Source organism: Sinomonas sp. T428B (assembly GCF_056780155.1).
This window is the reverse complement of sequence record NZ_JBRAZR010000001.1, coordinates 434,458-454,999: the sequence shown is the minus strand read 5'-3', so window position 1 is coordinate 454,999 and position 20,542 is coordinate 434,458. Positions and strand designations below refer to the sequence as shown.

Sequence of the window (20,542 nt, the reverse complement as noted above, 5' to 3'; positions counted from 1 at the left end):
GCGGCAACGCTGGCCATACCGGCTGCTGCACACTGTGGACGTCTCCTTTAACAACGTCCACAATGTGGAGGATTTCGCTACTTCACCACGGCGAGCGCGAAGCCGTCCCAGCCCTTCGACCCGGCGGTCTGGATGACAGTCGCATCGAAGAGCGGCCCGCCGAGCAGCTCGAGGGCCTCCACGATCCCGGGGCCGTTCTCCTCGTCGCGGCGCGGGTCAAGCATGATGCCCTCCCACACGGCGTTGTCGAGCACGACGACGGTCCCCGGCCGCCCGAGCCGGACCGCCCACTCGAGGTACGCGGCGTCGTTCTGCTTGTCGGCGTCGATGAACACGAGGTCGTACGGCCCCTCGAGCCGCGGAAGGGTCTTGAGCGCGGCGCCGACGTGCACCGTGACGCGCTGGGCGAGCCCGGCAGCGGCGAAGTTCTCGCGCGCGACCTCGGCGTGCTCGGGCAGGTACTCGAGCGTGTCGAGGTGCCCGCCGTCGGGCAGGGCCTGGGCCATCCAGACAGTGCTGTACCCGGCGAGCGTGCCCACCTCGAGCACGCGCCGCGCCCCCGAGATCCGCACGAGCAGCGAGAGCAGCTTCCCCGCCGTCGGCTGCACCTCGATGGCCGGCATGCCGCGCTCGACGGCGGAGCGCAGCGCCCGCTCGTGCTCGGGGCCCGGCCTCACGATCGTCTTCGTGAGCCAGCGCTCGGCGTCGGTCCACTCGGGCTTGGCGACGTGCTCGATCATGCGGCCCAGTCTGTCCCGGGCCGCCTCTTCCCGCAATTGCCGGCGGGGCTCAGCCCTCCTGGGCGGCGATCGCCCGCTCAAGCCTCTCGACCTTGCCCTCGATCTCGCCCGTGTGGCCTGGGCGGATGTCCGCCTTGAGCACGAGGGACACCCGCGAGCCGTAGCGGCCCACGGCCTCGGTCGCGCGCTTCACGACGTCCATGACCTCGTCCCACTCGCCCTCGATTTCGGTGAACATCGAGCTCGTGCGGTTGGGCAGGCCTGACTCGCGCACGATCCGCACGGCGGCCGCGACGGCCTCGTGGACCGAGTCGCTCGCGGCGCTCGGAGAGGTGACGGACGACGGCGCGTCCCCGGCTGCGGAGGCGGCGCCGGCGTCGGGCGCGGGGCCCGAGGGGGCGACGGAGAAGGCGACGATCATGCGCCCAGTCTCCCACGCCGTCGTGCGCGGGACAGTGCCGGAATCCGCCCGCCGGGGGCACGGAGGCGCCCGTCACACAGGCGACTGAGCCACTCTCGGATGGGTACTGTGAAGGCATGCAGGAACGAGCGTGGCGCAAGCCGATGCGGGCCGACGCAGCGCGCAACATCGAGAAGATCATCTCAGCAGCGCTCGAATGCTTCCGCGAGGAAGGCCCGCACGTCTCGCTCAAGACCGTCGCCGACCGGGCCGGCGTGGGCCCCGCGACCCTGTTCCGGAACTTCGCGGACAAGGAGGAGCTCGTCCTCGCGGCGATCGAGCGCCAGCTCAAGGTCAAGGTCGACCCAGTCACCGAGCTTGCCCTCGAGAACGCCGACCCCGCCGCCGGCCTCGTCGAGGTCCTCGGCGCCGTCATGCAGGTCGCCAACGAGGAGCACCACCTCCTCTCCGCCGTCGCGGGCCGCCGGGCGCTGCTCGTGGGCCTCGCGGGCAAGCTCATCGAGTCCATGGGCGTCCTGCTCTCCCGCGGCCAGCAGCAGGGGACGCTTCGCGAGGAGCTGCGGCTCATCGACATGGTCCGGCTCGTCGCGATGCTCATCGGCGCGGGGGACACGGTCGAGCCCGGCTCGATGGCGTGGCAGCGCTACGTTGCCCTCGTCGAGGACGCCATCCGCACCCAGCGCGAGGACCGGCCGCTGCCGCCGCTCGAGCCGATCCCCGACGTCGACCTCCCGCTCTGAGGCGCCGGACGGCCGCCGGGCAACAACTCTGTAAATTCTTCGGGAACGGGGCAGTTCTCCCCATGGGGCGGGCCATGCTGAGCGGCTAGTGTCTCCCCCATGACAACCTTCTCTGTCGCTGCTGCGACAACCTACGGAGACTCCGGCGCGGCCGTCGGCCTCGTCATCCTGACCACGGTCATCAGCCTCGTCTTCGCGTTCGCCATCACGGGCCTCATGTGGATGGGCGTGTTCACGAAGGCCGGCAAGCCCGCGTGGGCGGCCTATGTGCCCTTCTACAACTACTGGATTGTCATCACGGAGATCGTCGGGCGCCCCGCGTGGTGGTTCTGGCTCTTCCTCGGCGGAACGCTGCTCTCCTTCATCCCGTTCCTCGGGTTCCTCCTCGCGATCGGGCTCCTCGTCCTGTGGGTCTTCATCATGAACGACGTCTCCAAGTCGTTCGGCAAGGACACCGGCTGGACCGTGGGCCTCGTTCTCCTGCCGATCGTCTTCCTGCCGATCCTCGGCTACGGCTCGGCCCAGTACCTCGGCCAGGGCGCGCTCTTCGGCGCGGGCGGCTACGGCGTGCAGGGCTTCTACGGCCAGCCCCAGCAGGGCGTCCCGCAGGCGTACGGCCAGCCCTACGGCCAGGCGCCGCAGCAGCAGCCCTACGGCCAGCCGGGCCAGCCGGGCCAGGAGCCTTATGGCCAGCCGGGCCAGCCGGGCCAGGAGCCCGCGCCGTACGGCCAGCAGCCCTACGGCCAGCAGCCCTACGGCCAGCAGCCTTACGGCCAGCCCGGCCAGCAGCAGCCGGGCCAGCAGCCGCCGCAGACGTAGGCCGCCCCGGCCCCGGCGGCAGACCTGCCCCGGGTTTCGGACTAGGCCCCGCGCCACGGCGGGGGGCATCGTCCGAAACCCGGGGCATTTTCTGTGTCGTGGCCCCGCCCCGCCGGCGTGGGCTCGGCCCCAGCGGAACCGCTCAGCCCCAGCCGAGCAGGCGCAGGAGCGCCGCAGCCCCGGCCCCCGCGATGACGACGACGAGGAACGGCGCCCGCAGCGAGAGCGCCACCGCGGCGGCCGCGAGGGCGCCGATCCGCGCGTCGAGCACGAGCGCCTGGCCGCTCGCGACGGCGTTGACCGCCGTGAGCGAGGCCAGCAGCCCGATCGTCACTGTCCCCGCGATCCGCAGCATCCGCTCGTTCTCCATCCACCGCCGGGGCAGGAGATAGCCGAGCAGCTTGAGCCCGTACGCCGCCGCGCACGCGATCAGGATCCATGCCCACAGAGTCACGGGGTTTCCCTCTCCCCCTGCGCGTCGTGCCTCGCCTGCGCGTCGTGGCGGCCGTGCCCGTGACGGCCGTACGGATCGAGGTCGGCCTCGAGGCCCTCGGCGCCGCGGCCCAGCTCGCGCGCCGCGACGGCCCGCGCATGGCTCACCCAGCCGAACACGGCGGCGACGAGGGCCGCGACGAGGATCGGCACGCCGGCCGGGACGAACGGCACGACGAGGACCGTCGCGAGCGCGCACACGACGGCGATCGCGGCCGGCTCGCGGCCCGTGAGCCGGGGCCAGAGGAGCCCGAGGAACGCGGCGACGGCCGCGCCGTCGAGGCCCCAGAGCTTCGGGTCGCCGAGGGCGTTGCCGGCCAGGGCGCCGACGGCCGTGAAGAGGTTCCACAGGACGAACACGCCGAGCCCCGCGACCCAGAAGCCGCGCCGCTGCTCCACCGGCCCGTCCTGCCCCAGCGCGGTGGCCGTGGACTCGTCGATCGTGATCTGCGCGGCCGCGAACCTGCGCCAGCCGCGCGGGGCGAGGGCTGCGTTCATCTGCATGCCGTACACCGCGTTGCGGACGCCGAGGAGCGCCGCCGCGGCCGCCGCGGCCGCGCCCGATCCGCCGCCGGCCACCACCCCGATGAACGCGAATTGCGACCCGCCCGTGAACATGAGCACGCTCAGGGCGATGGTCTGGAGCACGTCCAGGCCGGAGGCGACGCCGAGGGCGCCGAAGGAGACGCCGTAGAGGCCCGTCGCGACGGCGATCGAGAGCCCGACCCGCGCCGCCGGCGAGCGCCGCAGCGCGACCGCGCCGCCGCCGTCGTCCGCCGTGCCGGGCCCGGCATGACCGTCAGCCAACGGCCGCCGCCACCTGCGCGAGGACCTCGGCGGGCCGGTTGGTCGTGATCTCCTGGACGCCGACGGCGAGGCAATGCTCGACGTCTGCAGGGTCGTCCACCGTCCACACGCGCAGGCGCAGGCCCGCCTTGAGCCAGGCCCGCACCCGGTTCGGGTTCTCGCGCACGTAGGAGACGGCGGGGCCAGCGAGGCCGGTGCGGCCGGCGTCGAGGATCGCCTCGGCGTCCTGCTGCATGGCCTTGAGCGCGTTCGCGACGGCCCCGCCAGTGAAGCGGCCGAGGGCCGTGGCCTCGCGCAGTTCCTCGACGGTGACGTCGTCGACGAGCATGCACACGTGCCGTGCCGGGACGCGCTCGAGCAGGTACTCGACGGACTCTGGGTCGAAGCTCATGAAGCTCACCGTGACGTTGCCCAGGACCGAGGACTCGGGCTCCCAGCCGCGCGCGGCCAGGAGGGCGAGGACGCGCTCCTCGACCTTGAGCCGGTACGGGGACGGGTGCTTGAGCTCGATCGCGAGCCCCACGGGCCGGCCGGCCGCGGCGAGGAGGTCGATGAGCTCGGGCAGGGTCAGGAGCTGCTGGCTCGTCGCGCCGTACTCGTCCGGGATCCGGGTGCCCTTCCACGACGAGAAGTCGAGCTCCCGCAGCTGGGCGAGCGTGCGCTCGCCCACGGGCCCCGTACCGGTGGAGGTGCGGTCGAGGTTCGCGTCGTGGATGAGCACCGCGTGCTGGTCCCGCGTCAGGTGCACATCGCACTCGACGCCGTCCGCGCCGTCGGCGAGCGCCTGCAGGTAGGCGGCGCGGGTGTGCTCGGCGAACCGTGCGCTCGCGCCACGGTGGGCGTAGACGAGGGGACGCGGGGAGGTCATGGGAACCACCGTACCGAATCGGGTTCCGCCGGCTGAGGCCCGGGCGGGCGGACGACGGCGGGCGGGCGCCCGGGCCTGCGGCGGACGGTTCGGCTGTCGGCGGGCGCGGGTAGGGTGAGTCCATGGCGACGCTCAGCAGCCCACCCACCATGCGGCCCGGGCCGGGCCGGCCCGCAGCGCCCGGCCCCACCGACGCCGAACGCGCCGTGGCCCTGCGCCGCATGAAGGCCCTCGCGCTCGGCCTCCTGCTGGCCATGGCGGCGGTCTTCCTCGTCTCCTTCGCGTTCCAGGACCAGTACCCCTGGCTGCAGTACGTCCGCGCCGCGGCGGAGGGCGGCATGGTCGGCGCGCTCGCCGACTGGTTCGCGGTCACGGCCCTGTTCCGCCACCCGATGGGCCTCAAGATCCCGCACACGGCGATCATCCCGACGCGGAAGGACGCGATCGGGGCCTCGCTGAGCGGCTTCGTGCGGGACAACTTCCTCTCCGCGGAGATCATCAAGGCCAAGCTCGACTCGGTGGACGTCGCCCGGAAGGCTGGCACGTGGCTTGCGAGCCCTGCGGGTGCCGAGCGGGTCGCGAAGGAGGGCGCGGCCGTCATCCGCGGCGCGTTCACCGTGCTCAACGACGAGGACGTCCAGACCGTGGTCGAGGGCATGGTGCGCCGGCACCTCGTCGACCCGCCGTGGGGGCCCCCCATGGGCCGGCTCGCCGAGCGCGTGTTCGACGCCGGGCACCACCACGCGCTCGTCGACATCCTTGTGGACCGCGCCTCGGAGTGGGTCGCCGGGAACTACCAGACCATCACCCAGCTCGTGACCTCCCGCGCCCCCTCGTGGGTGCCGCACTTCGCCAACGACCTCGTGGGCGACAAGGTCTACGTCGAGCTGGCCAAGTTCGTCGCCGCGGTCCAGTCCGACCCGAACCATCAGGTCCGCCGGTCGATCGACGCGTACCTGAAGGACCTCGCGCAGGACCTCCAGCACGACCCGGTCATGATCGCCCGGGCCGAGGGGGTCAAGGCGCAGGTGCTCGGCGACCCCGAGGTGCGCCAGCTCGCCGGGCGCACGTGGGCCACGGTCAAGAAGGCTCTCCTCGAGGCCGTCTCCGACCCGCACAGCGAGCTCCACCACCGCTTCACGACGGCGGTACGGGACTTCGGCGCGCGGCTCGTCGAGGACGATGAGCTCGCGGGCAAGGTCAACGCGTGGGTCGGGGACGCCGCCGGCTATGTCGTCACGACCTACCGGCACGACATCGCGGGCGTCATCGAGGACACGGTCGCCCGCTGGGACGCCGAGGAGACCTCGCGCAAGATCGAGCTCCAGGTGGGCCGGGACCTGCAGTTCATCCGGCTCAACGGCACCGTGGTCGGCGCGCTCGCGGGGCTCGTGATCTTCGCCGTCGCCCACGCGGTGTTCGGCTAGGGGCCGCGCAGCTCCGCCTCGGCCTGCTCGCGCAGGCGCGCCCGGCGCTCCTCGATCTCGCGCTCGACCTGCTGCTCTGGCGTCTCGCCCGGCAATCCAGCCGGCCTCTCGGCCGGCGTCCCCATCCCCAGGATCGCCTTCGGTACCGACGCGGCGCCCGGGCGCGTGCCGGCGTCGTCCGCGAGCTCGCCGGGCAGGACCTCCGGGGCCGGGCCGAACGCCTCGCGCGTGGCGCGGATGACGGCGCGGCCCATCATGAGGTTGCCCGCGCCGCCCACGACGGCGCCGACCCCGAAGGGGATCGCGCGGCCGAGCATGGCCGTGCCCTGCCGCTTGAGCAGCCACGCGAGGAAGCGCTTCTTGATCCGACCCTGGACGGCCCTGACCGCCGAGGACGGCAGGGACCTGTTGAGCGCGGTCCCCCAGGCCCCGTTGGGGCCCCCGCCGCGGCCGAGGGCCTGCCCGCTGAAGGCGCTCAGCAGGGCGGTGCCCTCCTCGCCGAGCATGATCGCCATGACCGTGGTCCGGGCCCGCTCGGGATCCTCGAGGTGCACGCCATGCAGCTCGGCGATCGACGCCGCGTAGAAGGCCGTGGCCTCGAGGAAGCCGATAGTCGCCGCCGCGGAGAGGCCCAGGGAGGCGACGGTCCCGACGCCGGGAATCGCGGCCGAGCCGCCCACCGCCGCGCCCGCCCCGGCGACGGCTGTCAGGTAGTCGCGCTCGAGCCGGGCGCTCAGCTGCGCTGGCGTGTCCTGGGGCCGCTGCCGGCGCAGGCGTCGCAGGTTGGCCAGCACGAGCGGGCGCTGGATCTCGACGGCGCGCAGGAGGGCCTTGTGGACCCCCGGCGTGGCACGCCCCTCGGCATCGAACATGGCCTGATGGGCGGTGTCCTGCGCGATCCGCAGGGCGCGGTTCTGTCTCGCCATGTCCCCAAGCGTAGCGCCGCCCCGGTGCCGGTGCCCGAGCAGAATCACCCGCGATGTTTGGCCCCCTGGGGCCCGGGAAAGGGTGGAGCAGGGCCGGCCCGTCGGTGGGCTGGCACGCGCTGCCAAGCGCCCAGTGGAAGGAGTTCGACATGGGCATCGGTGCTTCCATCTTCCTGATTGCCGTTGGAGCGATCCTCGCCTTCGCCGTCACGCCAGGTCTCATCCCGTTCGTCGACCAGACTCTCATCGGCTACATCCTCATCGGCGTGGGCGTCCTCGGCCTCGTCGTCTCGCTCGTCATGATGAACACCGGCCCGCGGCGCCGCGTGACCGAAGCGCGCAACTCGGTGGATCCCGCTACGGGTGACACGGTGACCCGCCGCGACACGCGCGAGGTCTAGCACTTCCTCAGCCGCCTCACCCCGGAGCCCGCGTCGCCGGCTCCGGCTCTGGCCGCGACGCCGCGCGTGAATCCCGGCTGATGGCCGCGAACCTCACTGAAGACAAAGAACCATCCGCATCGGCTCGGCGGAGGGGCATCACAGCCCCCCTGCCGGGCCGATCTGTGTTTGTGTGGGAACCGTTGACAATGCCACACAAACAAAGATAAAGTCGATCAATCCCAAGTTGATGTGACTGGCGCCACAGGCGCTGGCGACAAGGGCGTCGAGGAGAGAGTGATGTTCGCAGAGGAGCGGCAGCGGCTCGTGGCCGCGCGCGTGGCCGAGGCCGGCCGCGTGAGCGTCACCGAGCTCGCCGAGCGCTTCTCCGTCACGACCGAGACCGTCCGCCGCGACCTCGCCGCGCTCGAGGCGGCCGGAGTCCTCCGCCGCGTCCACGGCGGCGCCGTCCCTGCCGACCGCGCGAGCACCGCCGAGACGGCCCTGTTCGAGCGCCAGGTTCAGAACCTCGCCGAGAAGCAGCGGATGGCTGAGGCCGCCGCCGCGCTCATCACCTCCTCGCGGGCGGGCAGCATCCTGCTCGACGCCGGGAGCTCGACCGAGGCGGTCGCCGAGCGCCTCGTGGGTTCCCGCGCCGACAACGGCCACGAGCTCGTGGTCATGACCAACGCCCTCCCGATCGCGGACAAGCTCGCCGCGGAGCCCGGCCTCGCGGTGCACCTCCTCGGCGGCCGCATCCGCCCCGTGACCCGCGCCGCCGTCGGGCAGGCGACGATCGACGCCGTCGAGCGCCTCCGCCCCGACCTCGCCTTCGTCGGCGCGAACGGCGTGCACCCCGCCTTCGGGATCAGCACCCCGGACGCCGAGGAGGCGGCCGTGAAGGCGGCGTTCGTGCGCTCGGCGCGGCGCGTCGTCGTGATCGCCGACCACACGAAGTTCAACGTCGAGACGCTCGTGCAGTTCGGGCGCCTCGACCAGCTCGACACCCTCGTGACCGACCGTGCCCCCGACGGGGACTTGGCCGCCGCACTCGCGGAGGCCGGAGTGGAAGTGGTGACCTCATGATCGTGACCCTGACCGCCAACCCGAGCCTCGACCGCACGGTCGAGCTCGGCGCCCCGCTCGCCCGCGGGGAGGTGCAGCGCGCTGTGTCCGTCCGGCAGGAGTCGGGCGGCAAGGGCGTGAACGTCTCGCGCGCGCTCAAGGCCTCGGGCCTCGAGACGCTCGCCGTGCTCCCGGGCGACGCGGGGGATCCGGTCCTGGCCGGGCTCACCGCGACGGACGTGCCGTTCACGGCGCTGCCGATCGGGGCGCCGCTGCGCTCCAACGTGGCCCTGACCGAGCCGGACGGCGTCACGACCAAGGTCAACGAGCCGGGCCCCGAGCTCTCGGAGCAGCTCACGAAGGAGCTCGTGGACCTGCTCGTCGAGCGCTCGCGGGGGGCCGCCTGGGTGGTCCTCGCGGGCTCGCTCCCGCCCGGCGTGCCGGCGGACTTCTACGCGACCGTCGCCGAGCGCCTCCGGGCGGACGACGGCGGGGCCTCGCCGAAGATCGCGGTCGACTCCTCGGGCGGGCCGCTGGCCGCCTCGCTCGCGGGCCGGCCCGAGCTGCTCAAGCCCAACGCCGACGAGCTCGCCGAGCTCGCCGCGATGGCGGGCCTGCCCGACGTCGGCACCCCGGCGGAGCTCGAGGCTTCGCCGGAGCGCGCGGCGGCGGCGGCCCGGGCACTCGTCGAGGCCGGCGTGGGTGCCGTCCTCGCGACCCTGGGCTCCAAGGGGGCCGTCCTCGTGACGGCCGAGGGTGCGTGGCACGCGACGCACTCCCCCATCCGGGCCGTCAGCACCGTGGGTGCCGGCGACTCGTCCCTGGCCGGGTACCTCCTGGCCGACCTCTCCGGGGCGGACGCTGTGGGCCGCCTGCGCCAGGCGGTGGCACACGGTGCCGCGGCCGCGTCCCTGCCGGGATCCACCGTCCCCGCAGTGCACCAGACCGATCCCTCTGCCGTGACCGTCACGGCCCTGTAAGAAGGACTGACCATGACCGATCTCCTCACCACCGAGCTCGTGGTGCTCGACGCCTCCCTCGGCGCCGGGTCCGCGGACGTGATCAGGCACCTCGCCGGACGCGTGGCCGACGCCGGCCGCGCCACCGAGGTGGAGGGCCTGTTCGCGGACGCCTACGCCCGCGAGCAGAAGACCGCGACGGGCGTGCCCGGCGGCATCGCGATCCCGCACTGCCGCTCGGCCGCCGTCACCGTCCCCTCCCTTGCGATGGCGCGCCTGGCCCAGCCGGTCGACTTCGGCGCGAAGGACGGCCCGGCCGACCTCATCTTCTTCATCGCCGCCCCCGAGGGCGCCGACCAGGAGCACCTCAAGCTCCTCGCCAAGCTCGCCCGGAGCCTCATCAAGAAGGACTTCACGGCGGCCCTCCGCGCGGCCTCGACGGAGCAGGAGGTCGTGGCCCTCGTCAACGACGCGCTGGGACTTTCCACTCCCTCCCCCGCTGAGGTGGGCACGACGTCGACGGCGGCCACAGCGGCGGCCGGCACCGGCGTCCTGGCCAAGGACAGCCTCCCGGCCAAGCGCATCGTCGCCGTCACCGCGTGCCCGACCGGCATCGCGCACACGTACATGGCCGCCGACTCGCTCGTCGCCGCGGGCAAGGAGCGCGGCATCGACGTCCAGGTCGAGACCCAGGGCTCGGCGGGCGCGACGCCGCTCGCGCAGTCGGTGATCGACGCGGCGGACGCTGTCGTGTTCGCGGTCGACGTCGACGTGCGCGGCAAGGAGCGCTTCGCGGGCAAGCCGTACATCCAGTCCCCGGTCAAGCGCGGGATCGACGAGCCCGGCGTCATGCTCGACGAGGCCCTCGCGACCGCCGCCGACCCCAACGGCCGGCGCATCGCAGCCACGGCGGGCGCGCCGTCGTCCGCCGCGGGCGGGGACCGCGAGGAGTCCATCGGCGGCAAGCTCAAGCGTGCCCTGCTCACGGGCGTGAGCTACATGATCCCGTTCGTGGCCGGCGGCGGTCTGCTGATCGCGCTCGGCTTCCTGCTCGGCGGCTTCGACATCACGGCGTACGCGGACAAGATCGTCCTCGCGAACAATCTCGGCAACCTGCCGACGGAGTTCGGCCCGCAGGCCTGGGGCCCGCTCGGCGCCTACCTCGGCGCGGTGCTGTTCAAGATCGGTGCCCTCTCGATGGGCTTCCTCGTCCCGGCGCTGGCCGGCTACATCGCCTACGCCCTGGCCGACCGGCCGGGCATCGCCCCCGGCTTCGTCGCCGGTGCGGTCGCGGGCTTCATGGGCGCGGGCTTCCTCGGCGGCATCGTCGGCGGCCTGCTCGCCGGGTACGTCGCGCACTGGCTCGCATCGCTCCCGGCCCCGCGCTGGCTGCGCGGCCTCATGCCGGTCGCGATCATCCCGCTCGTCGCCTCGATCATCGCCTCGGGCCTCATGTTCCTCGTCCTCGGCGGCCCGATCGCCGGGCTCACGCAGGCCCTCAACGCGTGGCTCACGGGCATGAGCGGTGCGACCGCCGTCGTGCTGGGCGTCATCCTCGGCCTCATGATGTGCTTCGACCTCGGCGGCCCGGTCAACAAGGTGGCCTACGCCTTCGCCGTGGCCGGCCTGAGCGCCGGCAGCGCCGACAACACCGCGCCGTACCTCATCATGGCCGCCGTCATGGCCGCGGGCATGGTCCCGCCGCTCGCGATGGCGCTCGCAACCGTCCTCGACCACCGGAACTTCAACGTGACGGAGCACGAGAACGGCAAGGCCGCGTGGCTCCTGGGCGCCTCGTTCATCTCGGAGGGCGCGATCCCGTTCGCCGCAGCCGACCCGCTGCGCGTCATCCCGGCCTCGATGCTCGGCGGTGCCGTGACCGGCGCCCTGTCGATGGCGTTCAGCGCGGGCTCCAAGGCCCCGCACGGCGGAATCTTCGTCTTCTTCGCGATCGACAACTTCCTCCTGTGGCTCGTCGCGATCGCCGCCGGCGTGGTTGTCACCGCTCTGGCCACCATCGCGCTCAAGCGCTACGTTGGCCGGAAGGCCCCCGTGGCCGCCGAGCCGGTCCCCGCCGCCGCCTGAGCGGCAGACACGAGAGGTCGAATCAATGCAGCAGTTTCACGGCGTCGGTGTGACCCCGGGGCGTGTCCTGGGCCGGGTGCGGCAGATGCCGGCGCCGGTCTCCGAGCCCCCGGCGGGGGCGGTGGCGGGGGCCGACCCGCTGGAGGAGGCCGAGCGGATCCGGACCGCGGCCAAGGCCGTCCAGGCCGAGCTCAAGGCCCGCGCCGCGACCGCGACCGGTGACGCGCGCGGGGTGCTCGAGGCCACCGCGCTCATGGCCGCGGACCCGATGCTGGTCAAGGGCGCCGTGAAACTGCTCGACCCCGCCGCCGACGGCGGGCCCCGCACCGCCGAGCGCGCGGTGTGGGAGTCCGGCACCGCGGTGGCGGAGAAGCTCAAGGCCCTCGGCGGCTACATGGCCGAGCGCGCGACCGACGTGGCCGATGTCCGGGCCCGGATCGTCGCCGAGCTCGCGGGCCTGCCCGCCCCCGGCATCCCCGACTCGCCAGAGCCGTTCGTCCTGGCCGCCGAGGACCTCGCCCCCGCCGACACCGCGACCCTGGACCCCACCAAGGTCCTGGCCCTGGTCACCTCCGGCGGCGGCCCCCAGTCCCACACCGCGATCCTCGCCCGCGCCCTGGGCCTGCCCGCCGTCGTCGCCGCCCCCGGCGTCGACGAGATCCCGGACGGGACCCTGGTCTACGTCGACGGCGCCGCCGGCACCGTCGCCACCGACCCCGGCCCCACCGAGCGCGACGCCGCCACCGCCTGGAAGGAGCAGGCCGCCGCGCTGGCGGTGTTCGAGGGCCCCAACACCCTCGCCGACGGCCACCCCGTGCCCCTGCTGGCCAACGTCGGCACCGGCAAGGACGCGGCCAAGGCCGCCGCCGCCGGCGCCGAGGGCGTGGGCCTGCTGCGCACCGAGTTCTGCTTCCTGGACCGCGACACCGAGCCCCGCCACGACGAGCAGGTCGCCGCCTACTCCGCCGTCCTGGCCGCCTTCCCCGGCAAGAAGGTCGTCATCCGCACCCTCGACGCCGGCGCCGACAAGCCCCTGCCCTTCCTGACCAACGCCGACGAGCCCAACCCCGCCCTGGGCGTGCGCGGCTACCGCACCGACTCCACCACCCCCGGGGTCCTGGCCCGCCAGCTCGCCGCCATCGCCGACGCCGCCGCCAAGAATGACGCCGACGTCTGGGTCATGGCCCCCATGATCGCCACCCCCGACGAGGCCGCCCACTTCACCCGCCTCGCCCGCGAGGCCGGCCTCAAGACCGCCGGGGTCATGGTCGAGGTCCCCTCCGCCGCCCTCACCGCCGAGCACATCCTCCACCACGCCGACTTCGCCTCCCTCGGAACCAACGACCTCACCCAGTACGCCATGGCCGCGGACCGCATGCTCGGCCCCCTCGCCACCCTCAACGACCCCTGGCAGCCCGCCGTCCTGCACCTGATCAAGGCCACCTGCGACGGCGCCGCCCGCGCCGCGGAACGCACCGCCGACAACCCCGACGGCCGGCCCAAGCCCGTCGGCGTCTGCGGCGAGGCCGCCGCCGACCCCGCCCTGGCCGCCGTCCTCGTCGGCCTCGGCGTCACCACCCTCTCCATGTCCCCCCGCGCCCTGGCCGCCGTCAACACCGTCCTGAAGACCATCACCCTCCCCCAGGCCCAGGACCTCGCCGCCCTCGCCCTCACCGCCCCCACCGCAGCAGACGCCCGCACCGCCGTCCGCACCCACCTCCCCATCCTCGACACCCTCGGCCTGTAACCTGCGGCACATGCCGCGGCGGGCCCCTGTAGCCTGTCTCCAAACCCTTCCCCGACGACAAGGAGCACTCCATGGCAGAACGCACCGCAACGATCGGCTCCCGCGTGGGCCTGCACGCCCGCCCGGCGGCGATCTTCGCCGAGGCCGCTGGCGAGGCCGGCCTCGAGGTCACGATCGCGAAGGTCGGGGACCCGGCTGACGAGGCCATGGACGCCTCGAGCATCCTGTCCCTCATGAGCCTGGGCGCCGAGTTCGGCGAGCAGGTCGTGCTGCGTGCCGATGGCCCGGGCGCGGACGAGGCCCTCGCGCGGCTCGTGACGATCCTCGAGACGGACCACGACGCCGCCTAAAGGGCACGCGCCAGAGGCCCCCGCCCCGGACTGACCCAAGGTCAGACCGGGGCGGGGGCCTTCTGCGTTTGGGCCTCCACGAGGCCCCCTGGGCGTCGAAACATCACAAAACGGTAACGGTCCCGACTCTCACTTGATGCCGCGACTGGGCGCGAACAGGGGGCGGCGGGCATTCGGCGTCGTTCTCTCCGGATCCGCATGAGGATGGGATGCACGACGGCGGGCGGCAGCACCTCTCGCACCACGGTGGGGCGCGTGGGACGGGCGAGCGGGGGTGACCCACATCACGCTCAAAGGCGAGAGTGTGCCCTCATATGCCGTTTCGGTGCACTAGACTTGATGGCCATGTCACGAGACCGCAGTCAGATGACCGCCCCCGCCCGCCCCGGCCGCGTCATATTCCGCAAGCGCCGCCTCAGGGTCGACGACGTCAACGTCGTGGACCAGCCGATGCTCAAGAAGGCCATCGGCGGAACCATCGTCGGCAACACGATGGAGTGGTTCGACGTCGGCGTCTTCGGCTACCTCATCACCACCATGGGGCCGGTGTTCCTGCCGGAGGCCGACCCGTCCGTCCAGACCCTGTTCCTGCTCGGCACCTTCGCGGCGACGTTCATCGCCCGTCCGGCCGGCGGCGTGTTCTTCGGCTGGCTGGGCGACAAGATCGGCCGTCAGCGCGTGCTCGCGGCGACGCTCATCATGATGGCCGCCTCGACGTTCGCGCTCGGCCTCCTGCCAGGCTACGCGCAGATCGGCGTGTGGGCCGCCGTCCTGCTCGTCACGATCAAGCTCGTCCAGGGCTTCTCGACCGGCGGCGAGTACGCCGGCGCCACGACCTTCGTGAGCGAGTACGCGGCGGACAAGCGCCGCGGGTTCCTCGCGAGCTTCCTCGACATGGGCTCCTACCTGGGCTTCGCGCTCGGCGCGGCCCTCGTCTCGGTCCTGCAGATCACCCTCGGCCAGGAGGCCATGGAGGCCTACGGCTGGCGCCTCCCGTTCCTCATCGCCGGCCCGCTCGGCCTGGTCGCGATCTGGTTCCGCCTCAAGATCGAGGAGAGCCCCACGTTCCAGGCCGCGCTCGAGGCGCAGGAGCAGGCCGGCAAGGAGCTCGCCGCGAACGACGAGGCCGCCGCGAAGGGCCCGATCGGGATCGTGCGCAGCTACTGGCGCGAGCTCCTCGTCGCCATGGTCCTCGTGGCCGCCGCGAACACGGTCGGCTACGCCCTGACCTCGTACATGCCGACGTACCTGACGGTCTCGAAGGGCTACGACGAGGTCCACGGCACCCTCCTCACCATCCCGGTCCTCGTCGTCATGAGCCTCTGCATCCCGCTCACGGGCAAGCTCTCCGACCGGATCGGCCGCCGGCCCGTGCTGTGGATCGGCGCCGTGAGCACGATCGTGCTCGCCGTCCCGGCGTTCTGGCTCATCGGTCTCGGCACCACGGCCGCCACGATCGCGGGCCTCGCGCTCGTCGCGTTCCCCGTGGCGTTCTACGTGGCCAACCTCGCCTCGGCGCTGCCGGCGCAGTTCCCGACCGCGAGCCGCTACGGCGCGATGGGCATCGCGTACAACGTGGCCGTCGCGGTGTTCGGCGGCACGACGCCGTTCATCGTCGACGCGCTCATCCAGGCCACGGGCGACGACATGGCCCCGGCCTACTACCTCATGGGCACCTCGGCAGTGGGCGCCGCGGCGATCTGGTTCCTGCGCGAGTCGGCCCAGTGTCCGCTCCCGGGCTCGCTGCCGAGCGTGGACACCCCGGCCGAGGCGCGCGAGGTCGTCGAGATCCAGGACGAGGATCCGCGCCTCGACCTCCCGCACATGCCGCTGCCTGAGGTGCCGCTGGCCGTGACGGACGACGGCGAGGCGCTGCAGCTCGCGCTCGACCACCCGGCGGCCGTCGAGGCCGCCGAGCGCGAGGGCATCGACCTTCAGGCGACTGCACTGGAAGCGCAGGCCCGCGGGGAGGAGCCCATCGCCTCGGGGCCGGTCTCGGGCCAGATGCCCGTCGTGGCCGCCGCGGGGGCGGCACGCTAAGACGCCCACTCGCACCACGCCAGACCCCTCCGCCTGGATTCAGGCGGAGGGGTCTGGCGTCGTGCACTTACGGCTTCAGCTCCTGCGTGAGCACCTCGTACTCCTCGACATTGAGGATGTTCATGTGCTGCTCGGCCGCCGTTTCGGCGCGGATGGTGTCTGCCGCGTCCCTGCTGCGCTCCATGGCCTCCCTGTCCTCCCACAGCGAGAGGGACAGCGACGTGCCGCCCTGGGAGAGCAGGTAGTAGAGGCCCCTGCATCCCGGGAGCGCCAGGACGCGCTGGACGGTCTCGTCGGAAGGCTTCCCGGTGCTTCCAGCCTCGGGCCTGTACGTGCTGACTCTCATGAACATCGCTCTCTCCCTTTCGTTCCGGCGTATCGACGGACACCGTGCGCCTCCCTACCCAGTAGGGACCGGAACGCCGGAGGCCACAAGGAACGGTGCAGACGAATCGGCCGAGGCTGTCCCGGCCTAGGCTGTCCCCATGACGCCTGAGACCCCGATGCTCAAGATCGCCATCCTCGACGACTACCAGGGCGTAGCCCGCGAGCTCGGCGACTTTTCCCGCCTCGAGGCCGCGGGCGCCGAAGTCACCGTCTTCCGCGAGCACCTCGGGCACGACGACGCCGCCGTCGCCGCCGCGCTCGAGCCGTTCGACGCCCTCGTGGCCATGCGCGAGCGCACGCCCCTGCGTGCCGAGCGGCTCGCGCTCCTGCCGAACCTCAAGCTCATCGTCTCGACGGGCCGCCGCAACGCCTCGATCGACCTCGCGGCGGCCGCCGAGCGCGGCATCACGGTCTGCCACACGGGCTACCTCCCCTCCCCCGCCGCCGAGCACACGTGGGCGCTCATCCATGCGGCGACGCGGCGGCTCGACGCCGAGCTGGGCGGCGGCGGGGCGGGGTGGACGGACGACGGCGGGTGGCAGAGCACCATGGGCCGCGGCCTCGAGGGGCGGCGGCTCGGCGTCGTCGGGCTCGGAAACCTGGGCTCCCGCGTGGCCCGGGTCGGGCTCGCCTTCGGCATGGACGTCGTCGCGTGGAGCCAGAATCTCACCGACGAGCGCGCCGCCGAGGTGGGCGTGCGGCGGGTGGAGAAGGAGGAGCTCTTCGCGACGTCAGACATCGTGACCGTGCACCTCGTTCTGTCCCAGCGCTCCCGGGGCATCGTCGGGGCAGAGGACCTAGCGCTCATGAAGCACGACGCGATCCTCGTCAACACCTCCCGCGGGCCCCTCGTCGACGAGGCGGCGCTGCTCGAGGAGCTGCAGGCGGGCAGGATCGGGCTGGCGGCGCTGGACGTGTTCGACGTCGAGCCCCTCCCCGCCGGCCACCCCCTCCGCACGGCGCCGCGGGCGATCCTCACGCCGCACATCGGCTACGTGACCCGGGAGCAGTACGAGGTCTTCTACCGCGACGCCGTCGAGGACATCGAGGCCTGGGCGGCCGGCTCGCCGATCCGGGTCATGGAGCCGGCGGCGCGGTAGCCGCTCAAGCCCCGTTGAGAAGGGCCCGGCCCGGCGCTCACTGATCCATGGGCCGGCGGGCCGGGAGGCCCAGGATCCGGTCCGGCAGGATCTTCGAGGCGAGCACGCCGACCTTGTACCGCAGCGACGGCACGGACACGCTCCGGCCGGCGAGGCTGTCCCTGAGCCCGTCCCGCACCACGCGCTCCGCGCTGAGCCACGTCCAGCGCGGGATCCAGCGCGTTTCCATGCCCATGCGGTGGTGGAACTCCGTGCGCGTCATGCCCGGGCACAGTGCCGTGACGCTCACGCCCGAGCGGCGGTAGTGCGCGTTGGCCCAGCGGCTGAAGTTCACGACCCAAGCCTTCGCCGCCGAGTACGTGCCGCGCGGGAGGAACGCCGCGATCGAGGCGACGTTGATGATCCGGCCCTCGCCGCGCGCGAGCATCCCGGGCAGCACGGCGTGGCACAGGCTCATGACCGCCTCGACGTGCAGGCGCAGGTGGGCGACCTCCTCCGCGAGCGGGTTGTGGTGGAAGTCGTGCAGGAGGCCGTGGCCGGCGTTGTTCACGAGGATGCCGACCGGCCGGCTCGGGTCCTGGGCGCGCAGGACGGCGGCGGCGAGCCCCGCGGGGTCGGTCAGGTCCGCGGCGAGCACCTCGACCTCGACCCCGTGCCGCGCCATGAGGTCCCGGGCCGCCGAGTCGAGCCGGTCGCGGTGGCGGGCCACGAGCACGAGGTCATGCCCCTGGGCCGCGAGCTGGCGGGCGAACTCCGCCCCGATGCCGGAGCTCGCGCCGGTGATGAGCGCCGTCGTCATGCGCCCCAGCCTACAGACCGGCCGCGCGCCCCTACCCGCGCAATTGTCGGCTTGAGGCCGGTGGTACGCGCCGGAAGCGACCTCAAGCCGACAATTGAGAGGGGACAGGCCGAGCGAGGGGCCGGGCCCAGCGAGGTGATCAGCCCCGGAGGGTCGCGAGGACGTCCCCCGCGACCCGGCCCGCCGCCGTCGACCACTCGGCGAGCAGCCCGGCGAGGTCCTCGCCGTCGGCCTGCCGGGCCGCGACGCTGCCGGCCACGGAGGCGAGGACGGCGGTGCGCAGCTCGGTGTTGACGTTGACCTTGCCGACGCGGAACGAGGCCGCGCGCGCGAGGTCCGCGGCCGGGATGCCCGAGGCGCCGTGCAGCACGAGCGGGACCGGCGACTCCTGCGCGATCCGGCCCAGGACGTCCCAGCGGATCTGCGGCTCGCCCTTGTACCGGCCGTGCACGTTGCCGATCGCGACGGCGAGCAGCTGCGCGCCGGAGCGCTCGACGAAGCCGCGCACCTCGTCCGGGTCGGTGAGGCCGGCGGCCTCCTGCGCGAACGCCTTGTCCTCGTCCCCCGCGAGCCCGCCGAGCTCGGCCTCGAGGACCGTCTCGGGCCCGACGAGCGAGCGCACGTGGCGCACGAAGGCGATGTTGTCCGCCAGCGGCAGGGCCGAGCCGTCGGCGAGTACCGCGTCCGCTCCGGCCGCGACGGCGTCGGCGATCACGGCGGCGTCCGCGGCGTGGTCGAGCTGGACGGACACCGGCACGAGAGCGCGGTCGGCGAGCGTGCGCAGCGCGGCGATGAGCCGCAGCCCCGCGCGCATCGCGGCGGTCTTGGGCGCGACGTTGAGCACGACGCCGAGCCCCGCCTCCTCCGCGGCGGTCACCACGGCCGTCGCGGTGGCGAAGTCGTAGCACGTGAACGCCGGGACGGCCCCGCCCGCGAGGAGCGAGGCCGCCACGGTCTCGTCGAGGCGAGCACGCATCAGTGTGCGAGCCCGCCGACGAGGATCCACGCGACGTACGTGAGCACGAAGCCCGCGACGCCGAGGATCGTGGTGAGGACGGTCCACGTCTTGAGCCCATCCGCGACCGTGATGCCGTAGTACCGGACCACGACCCAGAAGCCGGCGTCGGTCACGTGGCTCAGGCCGAGGGAGCCGAAGCCGATCGCGATGACGATGACGGCGATCTGCGCCGGCGTGTAGCCGCCGGACTGGATCGCGGCGGTGAGCAGGCCCGTCGTCGTGACGATCGCGACGGTCGCGGAGCCCTGGGCGGCGCGGAGGGCGAGGGAGATGATGAAGCCGAGGAGGATGATCGGCAGGCCGAGCCCGTCGAGGGTCGAGGACAGGGCCGCGCCGATGCCGCTCACGCGCAGCACCTCACCGAACACGCCGCCGGCGGCGACGATCATGAGGATCGAGGCGATCGGGGGCAGGGACTCCTCGAAGATCTCGCCGGTCTCCCGGAGCGACCAGCCGCGGCGGACCGCGAGGGTGAAGAACGCGAGGCCCACGGCGACGAGGAGGGCGAAGAACGGGTTGCCGATGAACGAGGCGACGCCGTAGAGCGGGTCGGTCTTCGGGATCGTGAGCGTGCCGATGGTGCCGACCATGATCTGCACGATGGGCGCTGCGATGAGCGCGACGATGAGGCCGGGCTTCGGCGGGGCGACGACCTTGGTCTTCGTCTTGGTCTTCGTGGCGACGCCGCCAGCGGAGCCGGCGGAGCCGTGGTGCACGGCCTCGTCCTCGGTCTCGCCGTACTCGTCCAGCTGGGCCTTGACCGAGGGCAGGAGCTCCATCTCGCGGCGGTTCATGATGCGCCCCACCCAGTAGGAGAGGAAGCCGAGGGGCACGCAGATGGCGAGGGAGATCATCGTGATGAGGCCGATGTCCGCGCCGAGGACGCCGGCGCCGGCCACGATGCCCGGGTGCGGCGGGACGGCGACGTGGATCGCGAGCATGATGCCGGCCATGGGCAGGCCGAACTTGATCGGGTGCACGTTCAGGAGCTTGGAGAACGCGTAGACGATCGGCACGAGGACGATGATGCCGACCTCGAAGAACACGGGGATCGCGACGAGGAAGCCGACGAGCGTGAGCGAGACCGCGACGCGGGTGCGGCCGAAGCGCTCGACGAAGTGATCGGCGAGCGACTGCACGCCGCCCGAGACCTCGATCATCCGGCCGAGCACGGCGCCGAGGGCGATGAGCAGGGCGACCTTGCCCATCGTCGAGCCGACGCCCGTGGAGACCACCGTGAAGATGTCCTTGAGCGGGATCTGCGCGGCCACGGCGACGGCGATGCTCACCGTGAGCAGCGCGACGAACGCCTGGATCTTGAAGCGGATGATCATAACGAGCAGCACCGCGACGCCGAGGGCGGCGATCGTGA

General features: G+C 72.9%; 21 protein-coding genes. 11 read left to right on the top strand and 10 right to left on the bottom strand.

Annotated features, from left to right (window positions below):
* Positions 1-77: 77 nt before the first annotated feature.
* Both ACUYMY_RS02090 and ACUYMY_RS02085 read right to left on the bottom strand, forming a co-directional pair.
* Positions 78-740, bottom strand: coding sequence for an O-methyltransferase (locus ACUYMY_RS02090; protein WP_481701989.1), 663 nt, complete (start codon positions 738-740; stop codon positions 78-80).
* A 49-nt stretch (positions 741-789) separates the two neighbouring features.
* Positions 790-1,161: a thiamine-binding protein gene (locus tag ACUYMY_RS02085; protein WP_481701988.1), complete on the bottom strand. Its 372-nt coding sequence runs from the start codon at positions 1,159-1,161 to the stop codon at positions 790-792.
* A 116-nt stretch (positions 1,162-1,277) separates the two neighbouring features.
* On the opposite strand from ACUYMY_RS02085, the gene ACUYMY_RS02080 reads away from it, so the two are divergent.
* The gene (locus ACUYMY_RS02080; protein WP_481701987.1) at positions 1,278-1,901 is read left to right on the top strand and encodes a TetR/AcrR family transcriptional regulator; all 624 of its coding nucleotides are present in this window, start codon (positions 1,278-1,280) and stop codon (positions 1,899-1,901) included.
* A 99-nt stretch (positions 1,902-2,000) separates the two neighbouring features.
* Positions 2,001-2,720 (top strand): DUF5684 domain-containing protein, encoded by a 720-nt coding sequence (locus ACUYMY_RS02075; protein WP_481701986.1) that lies wholly within the window; start codon positions 2,001-2,003, stop codon positions 2,718-2,720.
* 142 nt (positions 2,721-2,862) lie between these two features.
* On the opposite strand, the gene ACUYMY_RS02070 is transcribed toward ACUYMY_RS02075, so the two are convergent.
* Genes ACUYMY_RS02070 through ACUYMY_RS02060 form a run of 3 tightly spaced genes read right to left on the bottom strand, consistent with a single transcriptional unit; the run spans position 2,863 to position 4,887 of the window.
* Positions 2,863-3,174 (bottom strand): AzlD domain-containing protein, encoded by a 312-nt coding sequence (locus ACUYMY_RS02070; RefSeq protein ID WP_481701985.1) that lies wholly within the window; start codon positions 3,172-3,174, stop codon positions 2,863-2,865.
* Complete coding sequence (locus ACUYMY_RS02065; protein WP_481701984.1) at positions 3,171-4,019, bottom strand: AzlC family ABC transporter permease; 849 nt, start codon at positions 4,017-4,019, stop codon at positions 3,171-3,173. The genes ACUYMY_RS02070 and ACUYMY_RS02065 overlap by 4 nt, the downstream gene beginning before the upstream one ends.
* On the bottom strand, positions 4,012-4,887 hold the full coding sequence (locus ACUYMY_RS02060) for a glycerophosphodiester phosphodiesterase (RefSeq protein ID WP_481701983.1): 876 nt from the start codon (positions 4,885-4,887) through the stop codon (positions 4,012-4,014). Before ACUYMY_RS02060 ends, ACUYMY_RS02065 begins: the two co-directional genes overlap by 8 nt.
* A gap of 149 nt (positions 4,888-5,036) precedes the next feature.
* Here ACUYMY_RS02060 and ACUYMY_RS02055 point away from each other — a divergent pair, with 149 nt between their 5' ends.
* A complete protein-coding gene (locus ACUYMY_RS02055) occupies positions 5,037-6,314 on the top strand; it encodes a DUF445 domain-containing protein (protein WP_481704932.1) in 1,278 nt (425 codons plus the stop codon).
* Here ACUYMY_RS02055 and ACUYMY_RS02050 read toward each other — a convergent pair.
* Complete coding sequence (locus ACUYMY_RS02050; RefSeq protein ID WP_481701982.1) at positions 6,311-7,240, bottom strand: hypothetical protein; 930 nt, start codon at positions 7,238-7,240, stop codon at positions 6,311-6,313. The two genes, ACUYMY_RS02055 and ACUYMY_RS02050, sit on opposite strands and share 4 nt — an antisense overlap.
* A gap of 149 nt (positions 7,241-7,389) precedes the next feature.
* Between ACUYMY_RS02050 and ACUYMY_RS02045 the strand changes: the two genes are divergently transcribed.
* From ACUYMY_RS02045 to ACUYMY_RS02015, 7 genes are all read left to right on the top strand, one after another.
* Positions 7,390-7,641 (top strand): DUF6458 family protein, encoded by a 252-nt coding sequence (locus ACUYMY_RS02045; protein ID WP_481701981.1) that lies wholly within the window; start codon positions 7,390-7,392, stop codon positions 7,639-7,641.
* A gap of 279 nt (positions 7,642-7,920) precedes the next feature.
* Complete coding sequence (locus ACUYMY_RS02040; protein WP_481701980.1) at positions 7,921-8,706, top strand: DeoR/GlpR family DNA-binding transcription regulator; 786 nt, start codon at positions 7,921-7,923, stop codon at positions 8,704-8,706.
* The gene (locus tag ACUYMY_RS02035) at positions 8,703-9,665 is read left to right on the top strand and encodes a 1-phosphofructokinase family hexose kinase (protein WP_481701979.1); all 963 of its coding nucleotides are present in this window, start codon (positions 8,703-8,705) and stop codon (positions 9,663-9,665) included. Before ACUYMY_RS02040 ends, ACUYMY_RS02035 begins: the two co-directional genes overlap by 4 nt.
* Before the next feature lie 12 nt (positions 9,666-9,677).
* Entirely contained in the window at positions 9,678-11,729 is a 2,052-nt protein-coding gene (locus ACUYMY_RS02030; RefSeq protein WP_481701978.1) for a PTS fructose transporter subunit IIABC, read from the top strand.
* A gap of 25 nt (positions 11,730-11,754) precedes the next feature.
* Positions 11,755-13,476: a phosphoenolpyruvate--protein phosphotransferase gene (locus ACUYMY_RS02025; protein ID WP_481701977.1), complete on the top strand. Its 1,722-nt coding sequence runs from the start codon at positions 11,755-11,757 to the stop codon at positions 13,474-13,476.
* A gap of 71 nt (positions 13,477-13,547) precedes the next feature.
* On the top strand, positions 13,548-13,826 hold the full coding sequence (locus tag ACUYMY_RS02020) for an HPr family phosphocarrier protein (RefSeq protein ID WP_481701976.1): 279 nt from the start codon (positions 13,548-13,550) through the stop codon (positions 13,824-13,826).
* A 345-nt stretch (positions 13,827-14,171) separates the two neighbouring features.
* The gene (locus ACUYMY_RS02015; protein WP_481701975.1) at positions 14,172-15,866 is read left to right on the top strand and encodes an MFS transporter; all 1,695 of its coding nucleotides are present in this window, start codon (positions 14,172-14,174) and stop codon (positions 15,864-15,866) included.
* A gap of 67 nt (positions 15,867-15,933) precedes the next feature.
* Here the strand turns inward: ACUYMY_RS02015 and ACUYMY_RS02010 are convergent, their stop codons facing one another.
* The gene (locus ACUYMY_RS02010) at positions 15,934-16,218 is read right to left on the bottom strand and encodes an antibiotic biosynthesis monooxygenase family protein (RefSeq protein ID WP_481701974.1); all 285 of its coding nucleotides are present in this window, start codon (positions 16,216-16,218) and stop codon (positions 15,934-15,936) included.
* Between the two features lie 133 nt (positions 16,219-16,351).
* Between ACUYMY_RS02010 and ACUYMY_RS02005 the strand changes: the two genes are divergently transcribed.
* Positions 16,352-17,353: a D-2-hydroxyacid dehydrogenase family protein gene (locus ACUYMY_RS02005; RefSeq protein ID WP_481701973.1), complete on the top strand. Its 1,002-nt coding sequence runs from the start codon at positions 16,352-16,354 to the stop codon at positions 17,351-17,353.
* A gap of 37 nt (positions 17,354-17,390) precedes the next feature.
* On the opposite strand, the gene ACUYMY_RS02000 is transcribed toward ACUYMY_RS02005, so the two are convergent.
* The 3 genes from ACUYMY_RS02000 to ACUYMY_RS01990 form a co-directional block, all read right to left on the bottom strand.
* Positions 17,391-18,152 (bottom strand): SDR family NAD(P)-dependent oxidoreductase, encoded by a 762-nt coding sequence (locus ACUYMY_RS02000; protein WP_481701972.1) that lies wholly within the window; start codon positions 18,150-18,152, stop codon positions 17,391-17,393.
* Between the two features lie 139 nt (positions 18,153-18,291).
* On the bottom strand, positions 18,292-19,128 hold the full coding sequence (locus ACUYMY_RS01995) for a class II fructose-bisphosphate aldolase (RefSeq protein ID WP_481701971.1): 837 nt from the start codon (positions 19,126-19,128) through the stop codon (positions 18,292-18,294).
* Positions 19,128-20,504 carry a GntP family transporter gene (locus ACUYMY_RS01990; RefSeq protein ID WP_481704931.1) on the bottom strand — a complete coding sequence of 459 codons (1,377 nt, stop codon included), beginning with the start codon at positions 20,502-20,504 and terminating at the stop codon, positions 19,128-19,130. The genes ACUYMY_RS01995 and ACUYMY_RS01990 overlap by 1 nt, the downstream gene beginning before the upstream one ends.
* Between the last annotated feature and the right edge of the window lie 38 nt (positions 20,505-20,542).